The following is a 19,858-nucleotide window of genomic DNA, read 5'->3' as shown; positions in this document are numbered from 1 at the left end:
TCTTGCTCTTTATAGCTTTTATAGATGGTCCATTTTTGACAAAAATGGGCCTGAGGTAGTTACAAAGATAACAACTGGTCATATGGAACCCCTACCATACAACAAGATGAAACCAATCAAGTCGATTGTATATAATTGTTAATTCCCTCTAATATATATGTTATCCCCAACATGGCAATTACATGCTCTTAACAATATGATCCTAAACTATTTAATAGGAAATCTCGTAGCAATCATTATTTCATATTATTGAGAACAAATCTCATCAAATACAATTTTTTATGATCTTACATATATTATCAAGTTCTTTTTTCCCCAAGGTATAATGGTTAGGCATAACAAGTAGCCTCTTTGCTACATTTTCAGTGGCAGGACAATCCCCCTCATACCCATAACTCAATTTTGCTATTTCTGGTGTCGCACTAAACAGCATGATCGTATCAAACCCTGCTTTTCTGAGCGCTTCACTCAAATTGTTCCTTACAGAAATGTTTTTAAGCTGTATTGGAAAAAGGAAATAATTACAATAGGTTTCCGAACGCTCAACTGGAAGTATTAGATCAAGATCTTTTAGTTGCTCTATTAAATAAAGGGAATTATTCCGAGTTTTATCCACTTTTTCCTGAAAGTCCTTTATTTTTTTTGTAATAACATGAAGATCCGTATTCCTGATCTTTGTTTTACTAAATGAGCGTTTGTTCATAATATCAACCTTTTCTTCGATCCTACTACCAAGTGGCAAAGAAAACAACCCAAACCAAGGTCTGTGATACAGTAGTGAGCGTGCATACGTTATTGTTGCATGCTTGATCTCGTCAGTAATTGGAAGAACTGGTAGCTTTCCAATCTCATTCTCTATATTTGATGCAAGCTGAAGATCCTTAGTAGTGATCATTCCACCCTCACCTGCAGAAATATATTTCCCAGTTCTGAAACTAAAAAATCCAGCAGTTGCAATTGTTCCAACAAGCTCCCCTTTGTACCTGCTCAACAATGCATGGGCACAGTCCTCGATCACCGGTTTGTCCCCTGCAACCTTCAGTATACCCTCAAGGTCAGCAGGACGACCTAAGGCATGGACCACAACAACAGCAGCAAGATCATCTATTTTTTTATTCAGATCTTGTGGATCAAGAGTATAATTATCAGGTTCAATGTCAATAAATACTGGATTATGCCCAGCATGTATTATCGCATCGAAGTCACTTGGGCACGTATATAAGGAAACACCAATGTTTGAGTTCTCAGGCAAATTAAGAGCTTTTAAAATTATATAAAGGGAAGTGCGACCGCTATTTGTGTAATTGATGGATACATCTGCAAATAGATCTGTTATCATGCCAACATCTGATCTTTTATCTAGATGTAACATTGATGATAGGAAATCCCCAGTATAATAGTCAATGTTAAATCTGGGAATTAATCGAGGATCGGGTTTAATCGAATTCATTTTTAATATTGGTTTTAGTTCAATTTTATAAGTATATATCGATGTTAGAATTGCCTGCACTTCAATTTCCTGTATATACCATACCCAACTTCAGCAATTCTATTCTTGAACTTGTCATGTGTTTTCTCATACCTACCGAAATTCACTTCCTTTCCGCCAAAGCGTCTTTTGAATTCCCTTACACCGTATGGCTTGCTCGGATGCCCTGCACCACCAAAGTCAAATATCTTATATGCACCAGCATTTTCTTTGAGAACGCACCAGACAAGCGCTTCGTCCACATACTCCACCTCTTTTTTTGATCCTGCATACCAGTCATACACCAGCTCATTATATTTGAGCACTATACGAGTACCTACAGGCATCCCGTCCTGAATCGCGATATAGAAATCAGCCATACCTGTTGGCACAAATAAATTATATACAGCCCTGAATAAAGAAATATCTGCAATCGGCATTCGAACATTCCTATAAGTTTGTTCAATTAAATTATATGAATCTACCAATTCACCATCATTCTCGATCTTCTTAATCTCGATACCAGCTTTTTCTGCTCTGTTGATACCTTTTCGCCGTGATTTATGAATACTTTGCCACACAGTATCAGCAGTCCTATCAAGGTCGATCAGATAGTTCAGATGCTCACTATATGTATAACCCAGAGATTCCAGCATCTGTTTAGATCCGTGTGTATCCCATATGTTGCGGATCTGGGTATATATTGCCTTCTTTTTCATCAAGACATTATATTGGCCCATCAAAACAGAAACTGCCTCAGCACCATCTCTACTTTCAGCAGCAAGAGGTCCTCCATGTATCACAGAACGTGCTGAGAACGAACTTCCAATTCCACTAATTTCACATATGACAGCTGCCTGTACTACCGCTAAGATATCTCCAGACACAGAATCTACCGCAGCCAACGATACAGGTTCATAGTTCTTTGCCTGCCTGTAGACCTCGACCATCTCAGTGGTTTGGAAGATATTGCCATGTGGGTGTTCGCTCACGAAATTGTCCCACTGGAGCTTATCGAATGAATCTGTGATCTCGATCATATATCAGCACACATCCCCACAGTATCACAAGGACTTCCTATTCCTGTACCAGACAATTCCAGCCTTACCGATATTTTTGATGTTCTGCAAGAGGATCTCTTTTGTCCATCCAAAAGTATCGTCACACCATCTGTTAGGATGTGCTAGGATGCACAACTGCGGGACCTCTTCACTTTTGACAAGTTCGATCAAATCTTTCGTAGAGGCTATCTTCCCAACAAAGCCGGAATTTGCTCCTGATCCACCAGAATTCAGCACATCCTTAACACGAATGTTCATATCTGCCCAGGTCCTGCCAGTGTCAGTAAGGTACATTACCTTATTGTAGTCTATAGAAAGATAGGGTTCACCCAAGATCCCGAAATCCCGGAAATCGTATTTCTTCCAGATATCACGATTCAACCACTGAGACAAGGGATTTCCATGCATGCAAACCGTAGTTACTTCTTCCACATCTCTCAATTCATTCAGTTCCTGTTCGAAGATATTGATGGCTTTTTCCATATCTCCCTTAGCCTTATCCAGAACTTCATAATGGAACCCTATTTCATGTCCCAGATCTGCAATCGCATGCATGTAATCTGGTTTAAATACTTCATCGGTATGTCTGAAGTAATACGTAGACCTAATGCCATATTCATGCTCAAGTTGTGCCATATCAAGCGAACGTTTCACAGCACGATCCACATCATGGCGAAGAATTACACATCGATCCGGCGCGTATTTGAGATAATCGCATACAGAGGTTGCAGTGTACTCCGTATTAGTGATGGCTTCAAGTAATTGTCCGTACATTGATAATGTGAAATCTCTCACAATTATTTACCCCCCAATGAACAAATATTATATTTCACAATTGAACTGTTCAAACGATAGAGATCGAATGATCAAATATTCATATTTTAAATTAGCTGTTTCTAGTATTTATATATGCACAGATGTTTTAAAGTTAAACAATGCTTGAAAGCATAAACAGTACTTTAATATGCAGTAATTGACAAGTAAAACATATAAATGGTAAACGAAAATAAGACTGTATTTCTCATGCTCCTTATACTTTCATTGTTCACAGGAGCTACAATAGAGTTCAGCGAAGGCTCTACGTATGCTGGCATATTATTGATCTTAGCTGCCGCAGCTCTGGTCACACGCATACATCTGACAGAGACCAGAACAATAGAAAGTTCAAAATTGTACATTTCCATAGGTACTTTCATTGCTTTTGCGGATCTATTTTATAACTTTAGGACCAATAGCCAACTTGGCACACTTGATACTATGGTATTCTTCTTAGGGATATCACTCATAGCTTTTGGAATTAACAATCCCCAACTTCGCCGTATGGGAGAGTTTGGTGCATACATAGCAGGCATATTTACTTTTTTGTACTTGATATTCTATACATTGTTTGGTGCATTAGAAATCAACTTTTTCCATCTGTTCGATCATTACTTTGTTCTATTACCAACAGTAACTGTCATTAAACTGGCAGGAATACCCATTGAAGTAGTTGCGACTGAGACTGTGAAGCTCAGTGGTGTTGAAGATATGACCATAGTGATAGGCGGACCATGTTCAGGATTATATTCAATGTTCCTACTGGTAGGAATTGTTGCTGGTTATAGTCGCATAGAAAAAATGAATTTTAGTAAGACATTATATTTGCTAGGATTTGCTGTTGTGGTTGCCTATATCGCAAACCTTGTGCGAGTAATAATCCTTTACATAGCTGCATACTCATATGGAGCTGAGGTTATGATGTCGGTCCACACACATATAGGATGGATCATTTTTGCTATCGTTGCAGGTGGTATAATGTACATCATGAATCTAAAACAGGAAACAGAATAAATCAGAACAAACTCTAGATCTGTTTTCGATAACACATCTAGTTTTGTCCTGAAAATCAAAATGAACAATGAGATCAAATTGATGATTGTAGATCCTGCCTTAGATCGCATATAGAAATTATTAAATCATTATGTTACATATACCTCTATGAAGATCATGTCATCGGCCAAGTTAAGATACGTGGAAGAAAAGGATTTTGCAAAGATTGCTGAACTTCTGGCAGAAGGGTTCCAATCAGACTCAACTGATGTCTGGACAAATCGTATATATACATGGTGGGTAGAGAACCCGAGCATGAATCCAGGGATTCCATATGGTTGGGTTGTCGAAAAAGATGGTGAGATCGTTGGGTTCTTTGGAAATATTCCTGTGAAATATCAGATCAACGGGTCAGAGGATATAGCTATAGCAGGCACGCCATTCTATGTAAAACCTTCAATGCGCGGAATGACAGGTATACAGCTACTGCATGCGTTCGCCAGGCAAAAAAATGTAAAACTATTACTCAATAATAGTCCAAATGAAGCATCATATGGAATTTTTAAAAAATTTGGTTTTGAAGACTATGAGATCCCTTTCGATGGCATTGAATACTTGTATGTACGCGATTATGGAAAAATGCTTGATTTTTTTATTAAAAAAAGTGTTAGATCACAACCAAAGTTGTCCATACTGAAAGCTCTATTAGTCCCTACAAAATTGATATCACCTTTTATTAGATTGATAGAAGATAAAAGAGCAGATCAGAAAAAGCACAATAACTTCATTTGCTCGTTGTGTAGTGACTGTAATGAATCGTTTGCAGAACTCTGGTATAATAATCGGAAAGAGGGCTTAACAACATTATATCGGGATGTAGAAACATTAAGATGGTTATTTTTCTCAAAGGCTTTTGCTGGCAGAAGACACGTTATTAAATGTATAAACTCACAGAACGACAAACTCGTTGGATACTTTGTATTTGATATAACATACAAACATGATGTCAAAGTCATGCAATTAAAAGATGTATATGTCCCAAAATATGATGAGGGAATAATTAGATCAGTTATCCCTTTTGCAAAAATTCTAGCAAAAGAACATGATGTTGCTACAGTGAGTTTCTGGCCAATTAATGAGGAAATGAATGAAATATTGAAAAATAAGATCAAAATAAAAAGGTCGAAAAAGATCCCATACTTGTATAAATTCGTTAATACTGAAGATAAAGGCAATGAAAGAACCAGTAAATCTGAACTCTTGCTGTCTATTTTCGATCCAAATAGAGGAGTACTGTAAAATCTGTATGGAAACTTAAAAAATATACATCGATTTCCGCTGACATACATTGATCTGAGTAGCGATGAGAATGCACCTGCGAAAACATTGAAATTACTTTAGATAAGGAAATTGATCTCACTGATATCAAACATCAAGAATTTCTTATTAATAGCAGATACATATTATCTGTTGCCTTTACTTCAAATAATTACAAGATCAATACAAGCTATTTTTAAAAAAGCATGTAACCATTAGATGGCGAAAAACTCATAATAAGTATATAAGTATTAGTTTCTGAAAGTTATAAATAGAAATTAATAATAATTTCAATTAAAATATTATAGATCGCTCTTCAACAGATAGAAGAAGTTGTTTAAAATAACAACATATTATATACGATTAAAGTTATTTTGCTTATGGGGAATTTGATCAAAAGGCTATGAAGCAGAAAGTATTCCTTATACTTCTGGGACATGGTTTTGTTGGATCAATGCTGCATTATTATGCTCTTTGAATAATTAACAAGTTGGTTGGTGCGATACGTATGGAAGAAATTAAAGAAGATGTGATGGCATACTTGCAAAACAAATCATTTATGGACAGTGGTACGAAATTAAATGATGATGATTCTTTAACTATGAAAGGCATCATCGATTCTATTGGATTGATCGAATTAATAGATTTTATTTCTGAAAAATATTCCATCGATATTCCTGAAGACCTATTGACTCCTGAAAATTTTGATTCGATCAATGGAATTGTAAATATTATCCAAAAATTGACAAAGTGAGACCATGAGAATTGATGAATATGTTGCAAACCATGCAAAAACAAATCCCGAAAATATTGCTCTGGAAGAGAAAGACAGATCTATCCCTTATGGCATTCTTGATGAAACTATAAACACTATAGCATCAGAAATAGATGATTTTGATAATTGTAAATTTGCTATCCTTGCCGAATCAGGTATAGAATATATTCAGGCCCTAATGGCAATTTATCGGTCGGATAATATCGCCGTACCTCTCCCGGTGGAACTGACGGAATCCAACATTAGAGAGATACTTAATAGTAACCAGATAAATAATATTATTGTCACGGACCAGCAATATTCGAGATTTGGAAATGCTTTCTTTGAAGGATTCACCACTGTGATCCATATTTCAAACGATTCCTCTGTGAAGAATTTACGTAAAAAGATCATTAGTGAAAACAATAATGAGCTATTAAGGCTCATAATGTACACATCCGGGACAACCGGAACTCCAAAAGGTGTCATGCTAAGTGATGAAAATCTAATAGCAAATGCAAATTCTATAATAGAAGTACTTAACATAACACCGAAGGACAAAGCTGCACAAGTGATATCTCCGCACCATGCTTTTGGAAATTCAATAATTAATTCCCAGCTGATCGCAGGCGGTTCTATCAAGATCGGCGGTCTTACTTTCCTCGAATCAACCTTTAAGCTTATAGAATCGGGAGTGACTATATTTTATGGAGTTCCAAGTACCTACCGCATCCTTCTGAAATATCCTTCCAGCTTCCAGAGATCATTCAAGAACGTCAGACTTGCTGCTTCTGCAGGCGGCGCCATGGAAGAAGAGATCATAGAAAAGATCAAGCAATTGAATGACAAGATCGAAATAATCCCTATGTATGGACAAACGGAAGCAACAGCAAGACTTTCCTATCTTCCATCAGCTGACCTGGAAAAATATCCTGATACAATAGGCAAACCAATTCCAGGAGTTGAACTTGACGTTGTTGATGATAGTAAAAAAACAGTTGCTTCTGGAGTTACAGGAGAATTAATTGCCAGAGGTAAAAATATACTGATAGGTTACCTTAACGATGAGGAAGCTACCAGTAAAAAGATCATAGATGGTTGGATGTATACTGGAGATCTGGCACAGAAGTTACCAAATGGTTACTTTAAATTGTTAGGTCGTAAGGACGATCTGATCAAAGTTGCCGATCATCGTATAAATCCAAGAGAAGTGGAAAAATATATTGGCAAAAAAAATGAAGTATCGGACGTATTCGTCGTCCCGGTTGATCACGAGTACCTGGGAAATGCTATCAGTCTGATGGTAATTCCAAATCAAAATACAGAAGTTGAAGCATTATATGCATTTTGTAGGAAGAACCTGCCCGGTTTCCTGTGTCCACTGGAAATTATTCTTATCGAGAACTTACCACTAAGCAAAAGTGGAAAAATATCTAACAGGTCTATAATAGAGGGGTATCAAAATGTCAAAGCTAACATGTAAAAAATGTATTTTAGATTCAGACATTCCTGGTATCACAATAAACGAGGAAAGTGGCCTTTGTCAGTTCTGTGAGAGCTATAAACCAATGTCTTCAGAAGAAAAAACGAAGTATTTGGAAATTATAGGAAAAATGCTTGAAGAGAACAGTGGAAAAGGAGAATATGATGTCATTTTTGCACTTTCCGGTGGAAAGGACTCTTCATATGGACTTTATAAACTTAAAAAGGAATACCCATTCCTGAATATACTTGCAGTTCAATTTGATAATGCATTTATTTCAGACACTGCTATTGCTAATGCAAAAAAGATGTGTGAGATAGTGGGATGTGACTATTTCAGGCTTACCATGGAAGAGAAAGCACTTTGCAATACATTCCGAAAAGCAGCCGGATCAATCAACGCATATTCAAAATTTGCCAGATATCGAGCCAGCGACATATGTAACACATGCATTAGTATCATCAAACAGAAACTGATAGAACAGGCAATTGTCCATAAAGCACCATTCATTGTCTTTGCTTTCACATCAGGACAGGCTCCAAATCCAATAATTGACCTAAAACCCAGTTTCATAAAGTGGTCCAGGGATCTTTTTGAGAAGCAGCTCCAAAATATCGGTGTAGAGGACAAGGATGAAGATTTCGTTTTAAGAAATGAGATCATAAGCAGCATCGATAAAGACACAAATCCAGTTATCTTACACCCAATGTGCCTGTGGGATTACAATGAAGACAAGATAATTGAAAAACTAATAGACCTCGGATGGATGCCTCCAAAGATCAATGACAGCAATTCAACAAACTGTCTTTTGAATGCATTTGCCTGTCAGAATCATATCAATAAATATAACATCCACCCATATGCTTTCGACATAGCAGGCCTTGTGAGAAGCGGGGATATGACCAGGGAAGAGGGATTGGAGAAATTGAATAAAGAACTGTCAGAGCCATTGAAGGAAATGGCTGCAAAGAAACTCAATATGGACCTGGAATGAACTTCCATACAAAACTGGAAGTACAGATACTAAACCAGATAACAGCATAAAGTGAAAAGTAAAAATTATTCCAGGGGGATATTATGATCATAATTGATGAACTGAACAAAGATACAGAAAAGAACGCCTTAAAGATCAGAACCTTTATTAAAAGAAAAGTTCAGGATTTTAAGAAAAAAGGAGTTGTTGTAGGAGTTTCAGGTGGAATCGATTCTGCAGTCATACTCACACTGGCCGTTCAGGCTTTGGGTAATGAGAATGTTTATGGATTACTACTTCCTGAAGAAGAATCAGCCACAATCAGCACGGAACTTGGAGCAAGACTTTGTGAATCATTGAATGTTTCCTATGAAAAGGTCCCAATCACACCAATATTGCAGTCACTTGACATATATGGTGAGAAGGATAGGATCATAAAGAGAACCTGTCCGGAGTATGATCCGGATATCCATAAGACCTCACTGGTCCTACCTGCTCTCTTAAACAATGATATGTTAACCATACCATCCATAAGACTGGTAAAAGATGGTGAAATAATTGCAGAGAACAGGTTGAAGGCAAAGGACTATCTCGAACTTATAGGGATCCAGAATGTGAAACAGAGATCCAGAATGTTGATCCAATATCTATACGCTGAAAAAAGTAATTATATTGTATGCGGTACCACTAACAAAACAGAATTTATCCTGGGACAGTTCGTAAAATATGGCGATGGTGGAGTAGATATCGAACCTCTGGCAGATTGTTATAAAACTCAAGTATATGCATTAGCAGATCTACTTGACGTGGATAAAGAGATAATAGAAAGGCCACCAAGCCCAGATACATGGAGCCACTATACATCTGATGAGGATTTTTACTGGCGCATGCCAATTCAAATTATGGATCAGCTATTATACTCACAGGAATATGCCCTGCCCATTGAAATGATAGAAGAGAACACTGAACTGTCAGAAGAATCAATCGATAAAGCAAAAAAACATATTGACAGGGTAAGAAGTGCAGCCAATTATAGTGTGTCTCCACCAGCTATATGCTATCTTGACAAATGATATTGCATTTATGCCAAGCGATACCAGATCATTATGATTCGAACTTTGAACTGCTTAAAAAGTGGAATTTAAAAATGCTCAAAGATAAAGTAGTACTGATCACAGGAGCAAGCCGCGGGATTGGAAGAGCTACAGCACTACTAGCAGCAGAGAATCGTGCACACGTGATCATTAACTATCACAAAAGTGAAGATAAAGCAGCCGAACTTGTAGACATCATTAATGAGAAAGGACTTCATGCTACCATGATAAAAGCAGATGTTTCTGTTGAAAATGAAGTCAAAGACATGTTTGAATCTATTAAAAAACAATACTTCAAGATCGACATACTTGTAAATAATGCTGGAATAATGAAAAATAATTATTTGATGATGACAAGCACTGAGTTATTCGATAATATTATTGACGTTAATTTAAAAGGGACTTTTTTATGCAGTCGATACGCTTCTAACATTATGAGGAAGCAGAGATCCGGACGAATAATTAATGTATCATCCATAATTGGATTGAATGGAAATGCCGGACAAACAGCATATTCAACAAGCAAAGCAGGAGTCATTGGATTTACAAAGTCTGCAGCAAAGGAACTTGGAAGATATGGAATAACAGTTAATGCAATTGCACCAGGCTTTATTGAAACCGACCTGACCAAAGATATTAAAGAGGAAATTAAAGAAAAAATAATCTCTGACATAGCTCTTGGTAGGAGTGGAACTCCAGAAGATGTTGCAAAAGTGATTTTATTTTTGAGTTCAGAACTTGGGGACTATGTAAGTGGACAGATAATCGGAGTGGATGGATGTCAAATAATCTAATCGTATTCCCCATAAGATAAAGTCTGTACCTACTGAATTTGAAAAATGTTACGATGATCCCAAGCTTATTCTCCCCTAGAATCTAGCTTGATCTTGAATACTATGAACTCAATGATGATGACTGAAATAATAAACGCCATATAAACACCGGTGATCATTGAAACCTCCTGGAAGTCAAAATCCCGTATCCAGAACACATCCAAAATGATGATCCCAAAAAGCACGATTGAGTATGATACAAAGCTGAAGAGCAGTGACAATTTCCATTTATTCAACAGGTCCATACGTAATAGCCTCCATTATACCTTTTTTGATGCTTCCTTCAATCGATTAGATCTACTTTCCAAAGACGGATGGGTATTGAACAGTAATAAATGGATATCATACAACTCTGTAACATGTAATACATTGAGAGGGAACATGTGAGCGTGTCCAGGATTTACACCTACTGGATTCAGATCGACCTGATGTTTCAATCGTTCCAAAGACTCAACCAGCATCTGAGACTTTCCAGTAAGTTCTACAGCAATTTCGTCGGCCACATGCACCCTTGAGCACGTAACTAGCAACTGTGCAACCAATGCTGCAGGTGGAGTTATCACCCCCATTGAAAGGAAACGAATGAATCGGGGTGCAGGATCATAATTCTGCCCAAAACCCATAAACAATGCCCCCCACAATGCAAGTGTGGATACAGCTGCAAAGGAACCTGCGAAAAGAGCAACAATGGTATTTAATGGGACGTCACCATTCTTAATATGACCAATCTCACGTGCAAACAGGATCTCAAGCTCAGATATATCAAACATAGCCATTGCCTCACTGGACAACGCAACAGCGTGTCTCCCACCTGTACCTACCGTGAAGATCAAAGGTAGAGGATGATCAAACAGATACATATCAGGAGGTGATATTTCTGCTTTTTTAGAAATATTCTCCAAGGAACCCACTTTTTCTGCACGATACCATCTAAGAAGGATCTTGCCACTGTAATGGTAGAGAACATAACTTAAAAATAAGAACACTGATAAAGAGACAGCACCAGCAATATCCCCAAAGATCAAGAAAACTATCGCAGGAACAGGTATTGAAAATAGAACAAAAAGGAAGATAATCTTTACTTGATTGTTAATGGATACTCCCCACGAGTAGTTTATAGTAGTTTATAGTAGTCTATATTACAATTGTAATTCATGCTTTAAAAGGTTTCTAATGAGATCTTAAAAATAAGCATGGAAGACCGTTACTCCTATTAAGGAACATATTTTGTGTTTGCCACCGGAGAACAATTCAAGAAAACAGTTATATCTTTTAAAATCGTATTTCTTATAGATGTTCAAATCTGATAAGTGTGTATATAAGCAGGATCTGATAGCGGTTATTATCCTGGCAATACTTGCAGTGATATTTACCCTAATTCCGCCACTTAACGAGACTCCACTGCGGGTAGTCTTTACCCTGCCTCTGGTATTTTTCATACCTGGTTATGCATTTATCGCCATGATGTTCCCAAAACGAGACATCAGCAACATCGAACGTTTTACATTGAGTATTGCATCCAGCATAGCCATAACGGTCTTTGATGGCTTTGCATTGAGCCAGACAGAATGGTTGTTCAGGCCATATTCCATATCAATATCATTACTTATAATAACGGTCATTTTTATCGCGCTTGCATATCCTGCCAGAAGAAGGCATCTGGAAGAAGAACAATTCATATTTTCAGTTCGCGGATCCATAAGCTCCATGAAATCAGATGATGAGAATATTCCTGGAAAGGACCGCATACCACCTGAGATAGAGAAAGCACTAATTTTCGCACTTGTGGTATCCATTATCATAGCAGCAGGGATGCTCGTCTACGCAAAGGCCACACAGGAAGAAGAACAGTTCACAGCACTGTACATACTCGGACCTGAAGGAATGGCTGAGAACTACCCCACAAACGCATTCCTCGAAGAACCCATTACAGTTACCGTTGGAATCGAGAACTATGAGAAGCAGGATGTGAACTACATACTTCAAACACAGCTTGATGGCAAAGTTCTTCAAACGTTGAACGTTACATTATCTGATGGAGAAAAGTGGGAAGATGAACTGACATACCATCCCGAACAGATGCGAATGGGACGATCTAAACTTGAATATGCACTTTTCAAGGAAGAGGTATCATCCAATCCATATAGCTCTGTAAATCTGCAGATAACACATGAATATCCAATCGAATATTTGCAGGAAACGGCAGTAGGAGAGGAAAACAGATCAATGGGTCTCCCCCATGTGCTTGAGAACTATGACATGGAACAAAACACCAGTTGGAGCTTTAAGACCACAGATGCGAACTTCAGCGGAGCATATGTTAATGGAGAAGGAAGATTTGAATCCCAAGGATTTGTATTCAAGCTTCCATACGAAGGAAGATCACCATATTACAATGGACAATATTATGAGATGTCCCAGAGCATCAGATCGGATAAAGAGGAAACTGTTGTACTTTCACTGTTCGTGAAGGACACATACAAACCCAGAATTATTGATATTAATCAGACACAATTCAAACAGATACTTATCAACGATGTATTAGTTTGGGAGACTGGGGTCGGTGGAGATTATAATTGGCAGCATGTCCATTTACCAGTAATATTGAACGAAGGAAATAATCTCATAACATTAAGGACCATCCAAAGAGGCAATAACGATGTCCATCCTGTAGAAGTAATATGGGACGAAGTAACAATACTTCCAATCTCTGAACTTTCACCTTACTCTGAGAACAGACTTCTCGAACTCCATCCTCCGCGATCAGAAATGGTTCCATTGCCAACAACCGTAAATACAGCCGATTTTAAAGTTGAATGGAATGGCACAGATATTGGAAGCGGTATTGAGTACTATCTTGTGGAATATAGTACTGATGGAGAAAACTGGCAGACCTGGTTATCCGAATCAAATGAAACTTCCGCAACATTTACGGGAGTTAATGGAAATGATTATTATTTCCGCATCAGAGCAAGAGATGCAGTTGGAAACTGGGAACGTCTCCACGATACACCGGACACCAAAACGACTGTAGATATAACATTTCCGGATTTTGTTGATGCTACATCACTAAACCCATCAACTTGAACAGCATCGTTTATTGTGAAGGTGGATTTTTAAATTTTTTTTGAAAATGCGGGCACACAAATACTGGCAATTATCCAAATAAATGTACCTCATCATTATCAACGTGACAACTTCTCCACAGATTCACAATGCTTAAATATAATATATTCCAAAAAATTAGTTATAAATCGTTAAAATGGGGTGGTATAATCATGAAAGGGAAAATCTTACTATACCTAATAGTAGCAATTATAGCCACATGTGGTACAGCAATGGGTTATGGGGCGGACCTATGGGATGAAACCGGGACATCAAGTTTGCCACATACGGTTATTATCCAGCCAGGTGAATCATTAGTAATGAGTTACCACATGGAGGATATCGCGAACCTAAATGAACCCTTGGTCTACGAATACGCTGTTTCTGTCAGATCCGGCTCAGGCAGCACTAATGATATCGAGATCATATATCCACATCATGTGACACCAACATCAGACCCATTTGTTGATGTAGGTAATATAACCATTACCAAAAAAGCAAGTGCACCAATGGACACCGTTTATACGATCCAGATCAAGGCGGGTCCACAGGGAACAGGCGCAGTAATTGACGCTGCTTCAAGAACGAACGAAGTCCCAGAATTCCCAATAATCGCACTCCCAGTAGCAACGATCATTGGCCTGGCATTTTTCCTTCGACGCCGCAAAGGAGAGTAACCTTTCTCATCTCCAATTCTCTTTTTTCTTTAATTAACACAAACCTGAATACATCCCCTGATCCTAAACTACCATTGTACCTACTCAAACCTTTATATTCTCGAAGGCCAATCTAACACCGATCAGCTATGGAACTTGAGAAGCTACTTGAAAAATTATCCAATGCACATGGAATATCAGGGTATGAGAACAACGTCAAACAGATAATGGAAGACGAGATCACGCCATACGTTGATGAGACCAGAACGGACAAGATGGGAAACCTCATCGCCACGAAAAAAGGTGAGGGACCCACGATCATGCTGGCAGCACACATGGACGAGATCGGCCTGATGGTGCAATACATTGATGACAATGGCTTCCTGCACTTTGTGACGATCGGTGGCTGGTTCGACCAGACCCTCCACAGTCAGAGAGTTGTGGTCCACGGAAGCAATGGTCAGCTCACAGGCGTTATCGGCTCAAAACCCCCGCATGTTATGAAAGAGGAGGACAAAAACAAACCGGTCAAGGCAGAGGACATGTTCATTGATATCGGAGCAAAGGACAAAGAAGATGCCATGAAGATGGGAGTGGATGTAGGAACCGCCATATCCATGGACAGGGATTTTGCAACCCTCGCTAACGGCCTGGTCACTTGTAAAGCATTCGACAACAGGGCAGGAGTCACAATGCTCATCGATGCCATGAGGCAGATATCCGAGACTGGAGTTAATGCAACCATACATGCTGTTGGGACAGTTCAGGAAGAGGTCGGGCTCAAAGGTGCACGCACATCTGCCTTTGGACTTAACCCGGATGTTGCCATTGCAGTAGACGTCACATTCCCCGGAGACCATCCAGGGATAAGCAAGAGCGATTCTGCACTGGAAATGGGAAAAGGTGCCGTTATCACAGTCGTTGATGCTTCCGGCAGAGGACTTATTGCAGACAGGACAGTGGTAAAATGGCTAAAAGAGACCGCTGAGGAGAATAAGATACCATACCAGCTCAATGTAGGCGGCGGTGGAACTACCGATGCGACCGCAATACATCTCACAAGAGAAGGCATCCCATCAAGCACGATCAGCGTGCCTACGAGATACATCCACTCACCTGTGGAGGTCTTGTCCCTTGAGGATCTAAGATCCTGTGCCGATCTCATAGCAAAGGCTGTTCAGAACATCGATAAGTATTTCTGATAAATATATCAGAATACTCTTTTTCCTTTTTTTAAGATAATTTGTTTTGTATCTCTTTGGAATTGACGTACGCCAATGCATCATCGAATTTTCTAATATTGAACGAAATACAGGCAACTATAGGGCATACGCAAATTAACCCACACCAAAAAGACTAAAACCAATAGGAGTATTATTTTGGCTGTTATAGTCAGCGGCATGCGTCTATAAATAATATCTTTATTATTAGTGATAAATATACAGATCGCTGATGAGAAAGGATAGATCATTAAAACTGAAAAACTAAAAAATAAACTGAGGGATTGCATTATTTGAAAATATCCGGTTTTTGGACACAACATTAAGAGACGGTGAACAGACACCTGGTGTCGCACTGAAAACAGAAGAGAAGGTATGGATAGCACGCAAGCTTGATGATCTGGGAGTAGACATCATCGAAGCTGGCTCCGCCATTACCTCCGAAGGCGAACGCGAAGCAATTCGTGCTGTAGCCGCAGAAGGTTTGGATGCAGAGATCTGCAGCTATTGTCGTATCATGCAGCAAGATGTGGATTTCGCATTAGAATGCGATGTGGATTCAATTCACCTTGTGGCGCCAGTATCTGACCTACATATCAGTGTGAAGCTGAAAAAAGACAGGGAAGCATTGAAGGAAATGGCATTAAATGCCGTGGAATATGCAAAGGACCATGGTCTTATAGTGGAACTTAGCGGAGAGGATGCTTCAAGGGCAGACTTAGACTTCCTGAAGGACCTATACAGATCCGGTGTGGAAGTGGGTGCTGACAGAGTGTGTTTCTGTGATACTGTGGGAATGCTTGTGCCTGAAAGAACAACCGAGATATTTAAAGAACTATCATCATCCATTGATGTACCAGTGGCCGTTCACTGCCACAACGACTTCGGTCTTGCGGTAGCGAATACGGTAGCAGCGCTCAATGCCGGTGCAAGAGAAGCACATATGACGATAAACGGCATCGGTGAAAGGGCAGGGAACGCAGCCCTTGAAGAGGTTGCCATGGTCCTTGAATGGCTCTATAAACGCGAGACAAGCATCAAGACCAATGAGCTTTACAAGGTCTCAAGGCTCGTAAGTCGTCTTACAGGACTTGCCGTTGCACCGAATAAGTCACTTGTAGGCGGAAATGCATTCACCCATGAGGCAGGTATCCATGTTCACGGATTGCTTGCAGACACTTCCACCTATGAACCGATAACTCCGGAGAGTATCGGACGTGAAAGACAGATAGTGCTTGGAAAACATGCAGGAAAGAGTTCCGTTACACTTGCACTGAAAGAGCAGGGGCTGGATGTGGATGATTCACAGCTCAATGAGATCGTCTCACGTGTGAAAGAACTAGGAGACCACGGAAAACGTGTCACCGATGCGGATCTCCAGACAATTGCGGAAACCGTGCTTGACATATACCGCGAATCAAAAGTAAAATTAGAGGATTTCACCGTCGTATCCGGGAGCAGAGTGACTCCAACCGCTTCTGTAAGGCTTTCAGTTGACGGAAAAGAGATCGTTGAAGCAGCTACCGGTGACGGACCTGTTGATGCGGCTTTTGAAGGGATCCGCAAAGCGGTCTCTGGTGTTGCTGACATCCATCTTGAGGAATACCATGTCGATGCCATCACTGGCGGCACGGATGCACTTGTGGAAGTACTGGTAAAACTTTCGAAAGATGGGAAAATGGTCACCTCACGGGGCGCACGAACAGACATAATAATGGCATCTGTAGAAGCAGTTATAAACGGTATCAACCAGCTTATACAGGACTGAGAAAAAATAATTTATGATTAATAATTGAAAGATGTCGATATATGCAGTCAGTATTGATGATAGCTATTGAATAATATGATAGCACCCTATTGACAAAAACATATCGAAAATATCTTACCGATCAACTAAAAGGAAAAGATAGCATGGCCGGAAAACCAGAAAGAATGACAGGCGCAAGAGCATTCGTCGAGTGCCTGTATCGGGAAAACGTCGAGATCATTTTCGGATATCCAGGCGGCGTGCTGCTCCCTATCTATGATGAACTTTATGATGCACACCTGCACCATCTACTCGTCAGACACGAGCAGGCAGCAGTTCATGCAGCCGAAGGATACGCAAGAGCCACAGGTAAAGTCGGTGTCTGCCTCGCAACATCGGGCCCAGGAGCAACGAACCTTGTCACAGGTATTGCGAACGCATACATGGATTCAGTTCCAATGGTAGCTTTCACAGGACAGGTACCAAGCTCAATGTTAGGCAATGATGCATTTCAGGAAGCTGACATCACAGGCATTACAATGCCCATCACAAAACATAATTATCTCGTACAGGACGTAAAGGACCTGCCAAGGATCATCAAGGAAGCATTCCATATTGCTTCCACAGGCAGACCCGGACCAGTACTCATCGACATTCCAAAGGACATCACGACGGATGAGATCGACTTTGTATATCCTGACACGGTCGAACTGCGTGGATATAAGCCAACGTTCAAAGGAAATGCACAACAGATAAAGAGAGCTGCATCTGTCCTTAAAGGTGCAAAACGACCTGTGATCTATGCAGGTGGCGGTGTGATAGGATCAGAAGCAAGCAAAGAACTGCTGGCATTTGCCGAGAAGATCAAAGCACCTGTTACGACGACACTTACCGGTATCGGGGGATTCCCGAACGATAATGAACTTTATCTTGGGATGCCTGGAATGCACGGCACGAAATATGCGAACTATGCAATTCAGGAAAGCGATGTTCTCATAGCAGTAGGTGTACGTTTCGATGACAGAGTAACCGGAAAGACAACATCTTTCGCACCGAATGCAAAGATCATCCACATTGATATCGACCCTGCGGAAATATCAAAAATCATAAAGGTAGATGTCCCGATCGTCGGCGATGCAAAGCAGATCCTAGGATCACTTGTCAAGCAGGTTTCCGAATGTGATACCAAAGAATGGCTCGACAAAGTCGATACATGGAAACGGGATTTCCCGTTGTTCTATGTCAACAGGGATGATGTCATCAAGCCACAGTACATCCTCGAACAAATAAGCGAGGTATGCCCTGATGCGATAATCGTCACTGAGGTCGGACAACACCAGATGTGGGCTGCCCAGTATTTCAACTACAAGGAACCTCGTACATTCATATCCTCAGGCGGACTCGGAACAATGGGCTATGGTTTCCCGGCAGCCATTGGTGCCAAGCTCGGTAGACCCGACAAGATCGTTGTCGATGTTTCCGGTGACGGTTCTTTCCAGATGAACTCACAGGAAATGGCAACCATTGTACAGAACAACATCCCCATAATCATTGCAATTTTCAACAATGGTTATCTTGGAATGGTCAGACAATGGCAGGCATTGTTCTTCGAACACCGTTATTCACACACCACCATTGAGAATAGCGTAGACTTCGTCAAACTGGCAGAAGCCTACGGTGCAACGGGAATACGCGTAACAAAGCCATCCGAAGTGAAAGCCGCCATCGAAAAAGCAGTTGAGATCAATGGACCGGTACTTATCGATTTCATCATCGAGCGTGAGGAGAATGTATCACCAATGGTCCCGGCAGGTGCTGCAATAAACGAAATACTCGATCTGGAGGAGACACAATGAGACACACACTTGCAGTTCTGGTAGAGAACAAATACGGAGTACTGGCAAGGGTCGCCGGGCTCTTTTCACGCCGTGGTTTCAACATTGACAGCCTTGCAGTGGGCATCACCGAAGACCCTACGATCTCAAGGATGACCATCATCGTCAGTGGTGATGATCACGTGCTTGAACAGGTCATGAAGCAGCTTAACAAGCTCATCGATGTCATTCGTGTGGTCGACCTCGGTTCAGAGGAGTTCGTTGAGAGAGAACTTGCCCTCATTAAAGTTAATGCCGATGCCAACAATCGTGCAGAGATAATACAGATAGTCGATATCTTCAGGGCAAGGATAATCGATGTTGCTTCAAAGTCATTGACCATCGAAGTTACCGGTGACGTTGAAAAGATAAAGGCTATTCAGACATTGCTTAAGCCATTCGGTATAAAGGAAATGGCAAGGACCGGAATAGTAGCACTTAACAGAGGCTCAAAGAGCCCATAA

18 protein-coding genes are annotated in these 19,858 nt (G+C 40.1%); 13 read left to right on the top strand and 5 right to left on the bottom strand.

Translation table 11 applies throughout. From position 1 onward, the window contains the following. Positions 1-265 precede the first annotated feature (265 nt). Genes AC20MK_RS04425 through AC20MK_RS04415 form a run of 3 tightly spaced genes read right to left on the bottom strand, consistent with a single transcriptional unit; the run spans position 266 to position 3,324 of the window. Entirely contained in the window at positions 266-1,510 is a 1,245-nt protein-coding gene (locus tag AC20MK_RS04425; RefSeq protein ID WP_487356777.1) for a DegT/DnrJ/EryC1/StrS family aminotransferase, read from the bottom strand. Continuing rightward, positions 1,495-2,508, bottom strand: a complete 1,014-nt coding sequence (locus AC20MK_RS04420) for a lipid II:glycine glycyltransferase FemX (protein WP_487356776.1) — start codon at positions 2,506-2,508, stop codon at positions 1,495-1,497. Before AC20MK_RS04420 ends, AC20MK_RS04425 begins: the two co-directional genes overlap by 16 nt. Positions 2,509-2,532: 24 nt before the next feature. Next, complete coding sequence (locus tag AC20MK_RS04415) at positions 2,533-3,324, bottom strand: polysaccharide deacetylase family protein (RefSeq protein WP_487356775.1); 792 nt, start codon at positions 3,322-3,324, stop codon at positions 2,533-2,535. A 198-nt stretch (positions 3,325-3,522) separates the two neighbouring features. Between AC20MK_RS04415 and artC the strand changes: the two genes are divergently transcribed. The 7 genes from artC to AC20MK_RS04380 all read left to right on the top strand — a co-directional run bounded on the left by artC (position 3,523) and on the right by AC20MK_RS04380 (position 10,753). Continuing rightward, positions 3,523-4,359: an archaeosortase C gene (gene artC, locus AC20MK_RS04410; protein WP_487356774.1), complete on the top strand. Its 837-nt coding sequence runs from the start codon at positions 3,523-3,525 to the stop codon at positions 4,357-4,359. A gap of 147 nt (positions 4,360-4,506) precedes the next feature. Beyond that, a complete protein-coding gene (locus AC20MK_RS04405) occupies positions 4,507-5,637 on the top strand; it encodes a GNAT family N-acetyltransferase (RefSeq protein ID WP_487356773.1) in 1,131 nt (376 codons plus the stop codon). Positions 5,638-6,163: 526 nt separating this feature from the next. Beyond that, positions 6,164-6,409 (top strand): acyl carrier protein, encoded by a 246-nt coding sequence (locus tag AC20MK_RS04400; protein ID WP_487356772.1) that lies wholly within the window; start codon positions 6,164-6,166, stop codon positions 6,407-6,409. 4 nt (positions 6,410-6,413) lie between these two features. Further along, the gene (locus AC20MK_RS04395) at positions 6,414-7,892 is read left to right on the top strand and encodes a class I adenylate-forming enzyme family protein (protein ID WP_487356771.1); all 1,479 of its coding nucleotides are present in this window, start codon (positions 6,414-6,416) and stop codon (positions 7,890-7,892) included. Continuing rightward, positions 7,873-8,886, top strand: coding sequence for an adenine nucleotide alpha hydrolase family protein (locus tag AC20MK_RS04390; RefSeq protein WP_487356770.1), 1,014 nt, complete (start codon positions 7,873-7,875; stop codon positions 8,884-8,886). Before AC20MK_RS04395 ends, AC20MK_RS04390 begins: the two co-directional genes overlap by 20 nt. Before the next feature lie 83 nt (positions 8,887-8,969). Further along, positions 8,970-9,938 carry an NAD(+) synthase gene (nadE, locus tag AC20MK_RS04385; RefSeq protein WP_487356769.1) on the top strand — a complete coding sequence of 323 codons (969 nt, stop codon included), beginning with the start codon at positions 8,970-8,972 and terminating at the stop codon, positions 9,936-9,938. Next, positions 9,935-10,753, top strand: coding sequence for an SDR family NAD(P)-dependent oxidoreductase (locus AC20MK_RS04380; protein WP_487356768.1), 819 nt, complete (start codon positions 9,935-9,937; stop codon positions 10,751-10,753). Before nadE ends, AC20MK_RS04380 begins: the two co-directional genes overlap by 4 nt. Before the next feature lie 65 nt (positions 10,754-10,818). Here AC20MK_RS04380 and AC20MK_RS04375 read toward each other — a convergent pair whose 3' ends face one another. Next, positions 10,819-11,037 (bottom strand): hypothetical protein, encoded by a 219-nt coding sequence (locus AC20MK_RS04375; protein WP_487356767.1) that lies wholly within the window; start codon positions 11,035-11,037, stop codon positions 10,819-10,821. Positions 11,038-11,052: 15 nt separating this feature from the next. Beyond that, positions 11,053-11,694: a M48 family metallopeptidase gene (locus tag AC20MK_RS04370; RefSeq protein WP_487356766.1), complete on the bottom strand. Its 642-nt coding sequence runs from the start codon at positions 11,692-11,694 to the stop codon at positions 11,053-11,055. Positions 11,695-12,085: 391 nt separating this feature from the next. Between AC20MK_RS04370 and AC20MK_RS04365 the strand changes: the two genes are divergently transcribed. From AC20MK_RS04365 to ilvN, 6 genes are all read left to right on the top strand, one after another. Then, positions 12,086-13,879, top strand: coding sequence for a DUF1616 domain-containing protein (locus AC20MK_RS04365; RefSeq protein ID WP_487356765.1), 1,794 nt, complete (start codon positions 12,086-12,088; stop codon positions 13,877-13,879). A gap of 191 nt (positions 13,880-14,070) precedes the next feature. Continuing rightward, positions 14,071-14,574, top strand: a complete 504-nt coding sequence (locus tag AC20MK_RS04360; protein ID WP_487356764.1) for a PEF-CTERM sorting domain-containing protein — start codon at positions 14,071-14,073, stop codon at positions 14,572-14,574. 128 nt (positions 14,575-14,702) lie between these two features. Next, entirely contained in the window at positions 14,703-15,755 is a 1,053-nt protein-coding gene (locus AC20MK_RS04355) for a M42 family metallopeptidase (RefSeq protein ID WP_487356763.1), read from the top strand. A gap of 301 nt (positions 15,756-16,056) precedes the next feature. Then, a complete protein-coding gene (locus AC20MK_RS04350; protein WP_487357059.1) occupies positions 16,057-17,541 on the top strand; it encodes a (R)-citramalate synthase in 1,485 nt (494 codons plus the stop codon). 143 nt (positions 17,542-17,684) lie between these two features. Beyond that, positions 17,685-19,376 carry an acetolactate synthase large subunit gene (locus AC20MK_RS04345; protein WP_487356762.1) on the top strand — a complete coding sequence of 564 codons (1,692 nt, stop codon included), beginning with the start codon at positions 17,685-17,687 and terminating at the stop codon, positions 19,374-19,376. Continuing rightward, positions 19,373-19,858, top strand: coding sequence for an acetolactate synthase small subunit (ilvN, locus tag AC20MK_RS04340; RefSeq protein ID WP_487356761.1), 486 nt, complete (start codon positions 19,373-19,375; stop codon positions 19,856-19,858). The genes AC20MK_RS04345 and ilvN overlap by 4 nt, the downstream gene beginning before the upstream one ends.

Source organism: Methanococcoides sp. DA23, assembly GCF_057593895.1.
This window is presented reverse-complemented; position numbering and strand designations above follow the sequence as displayed.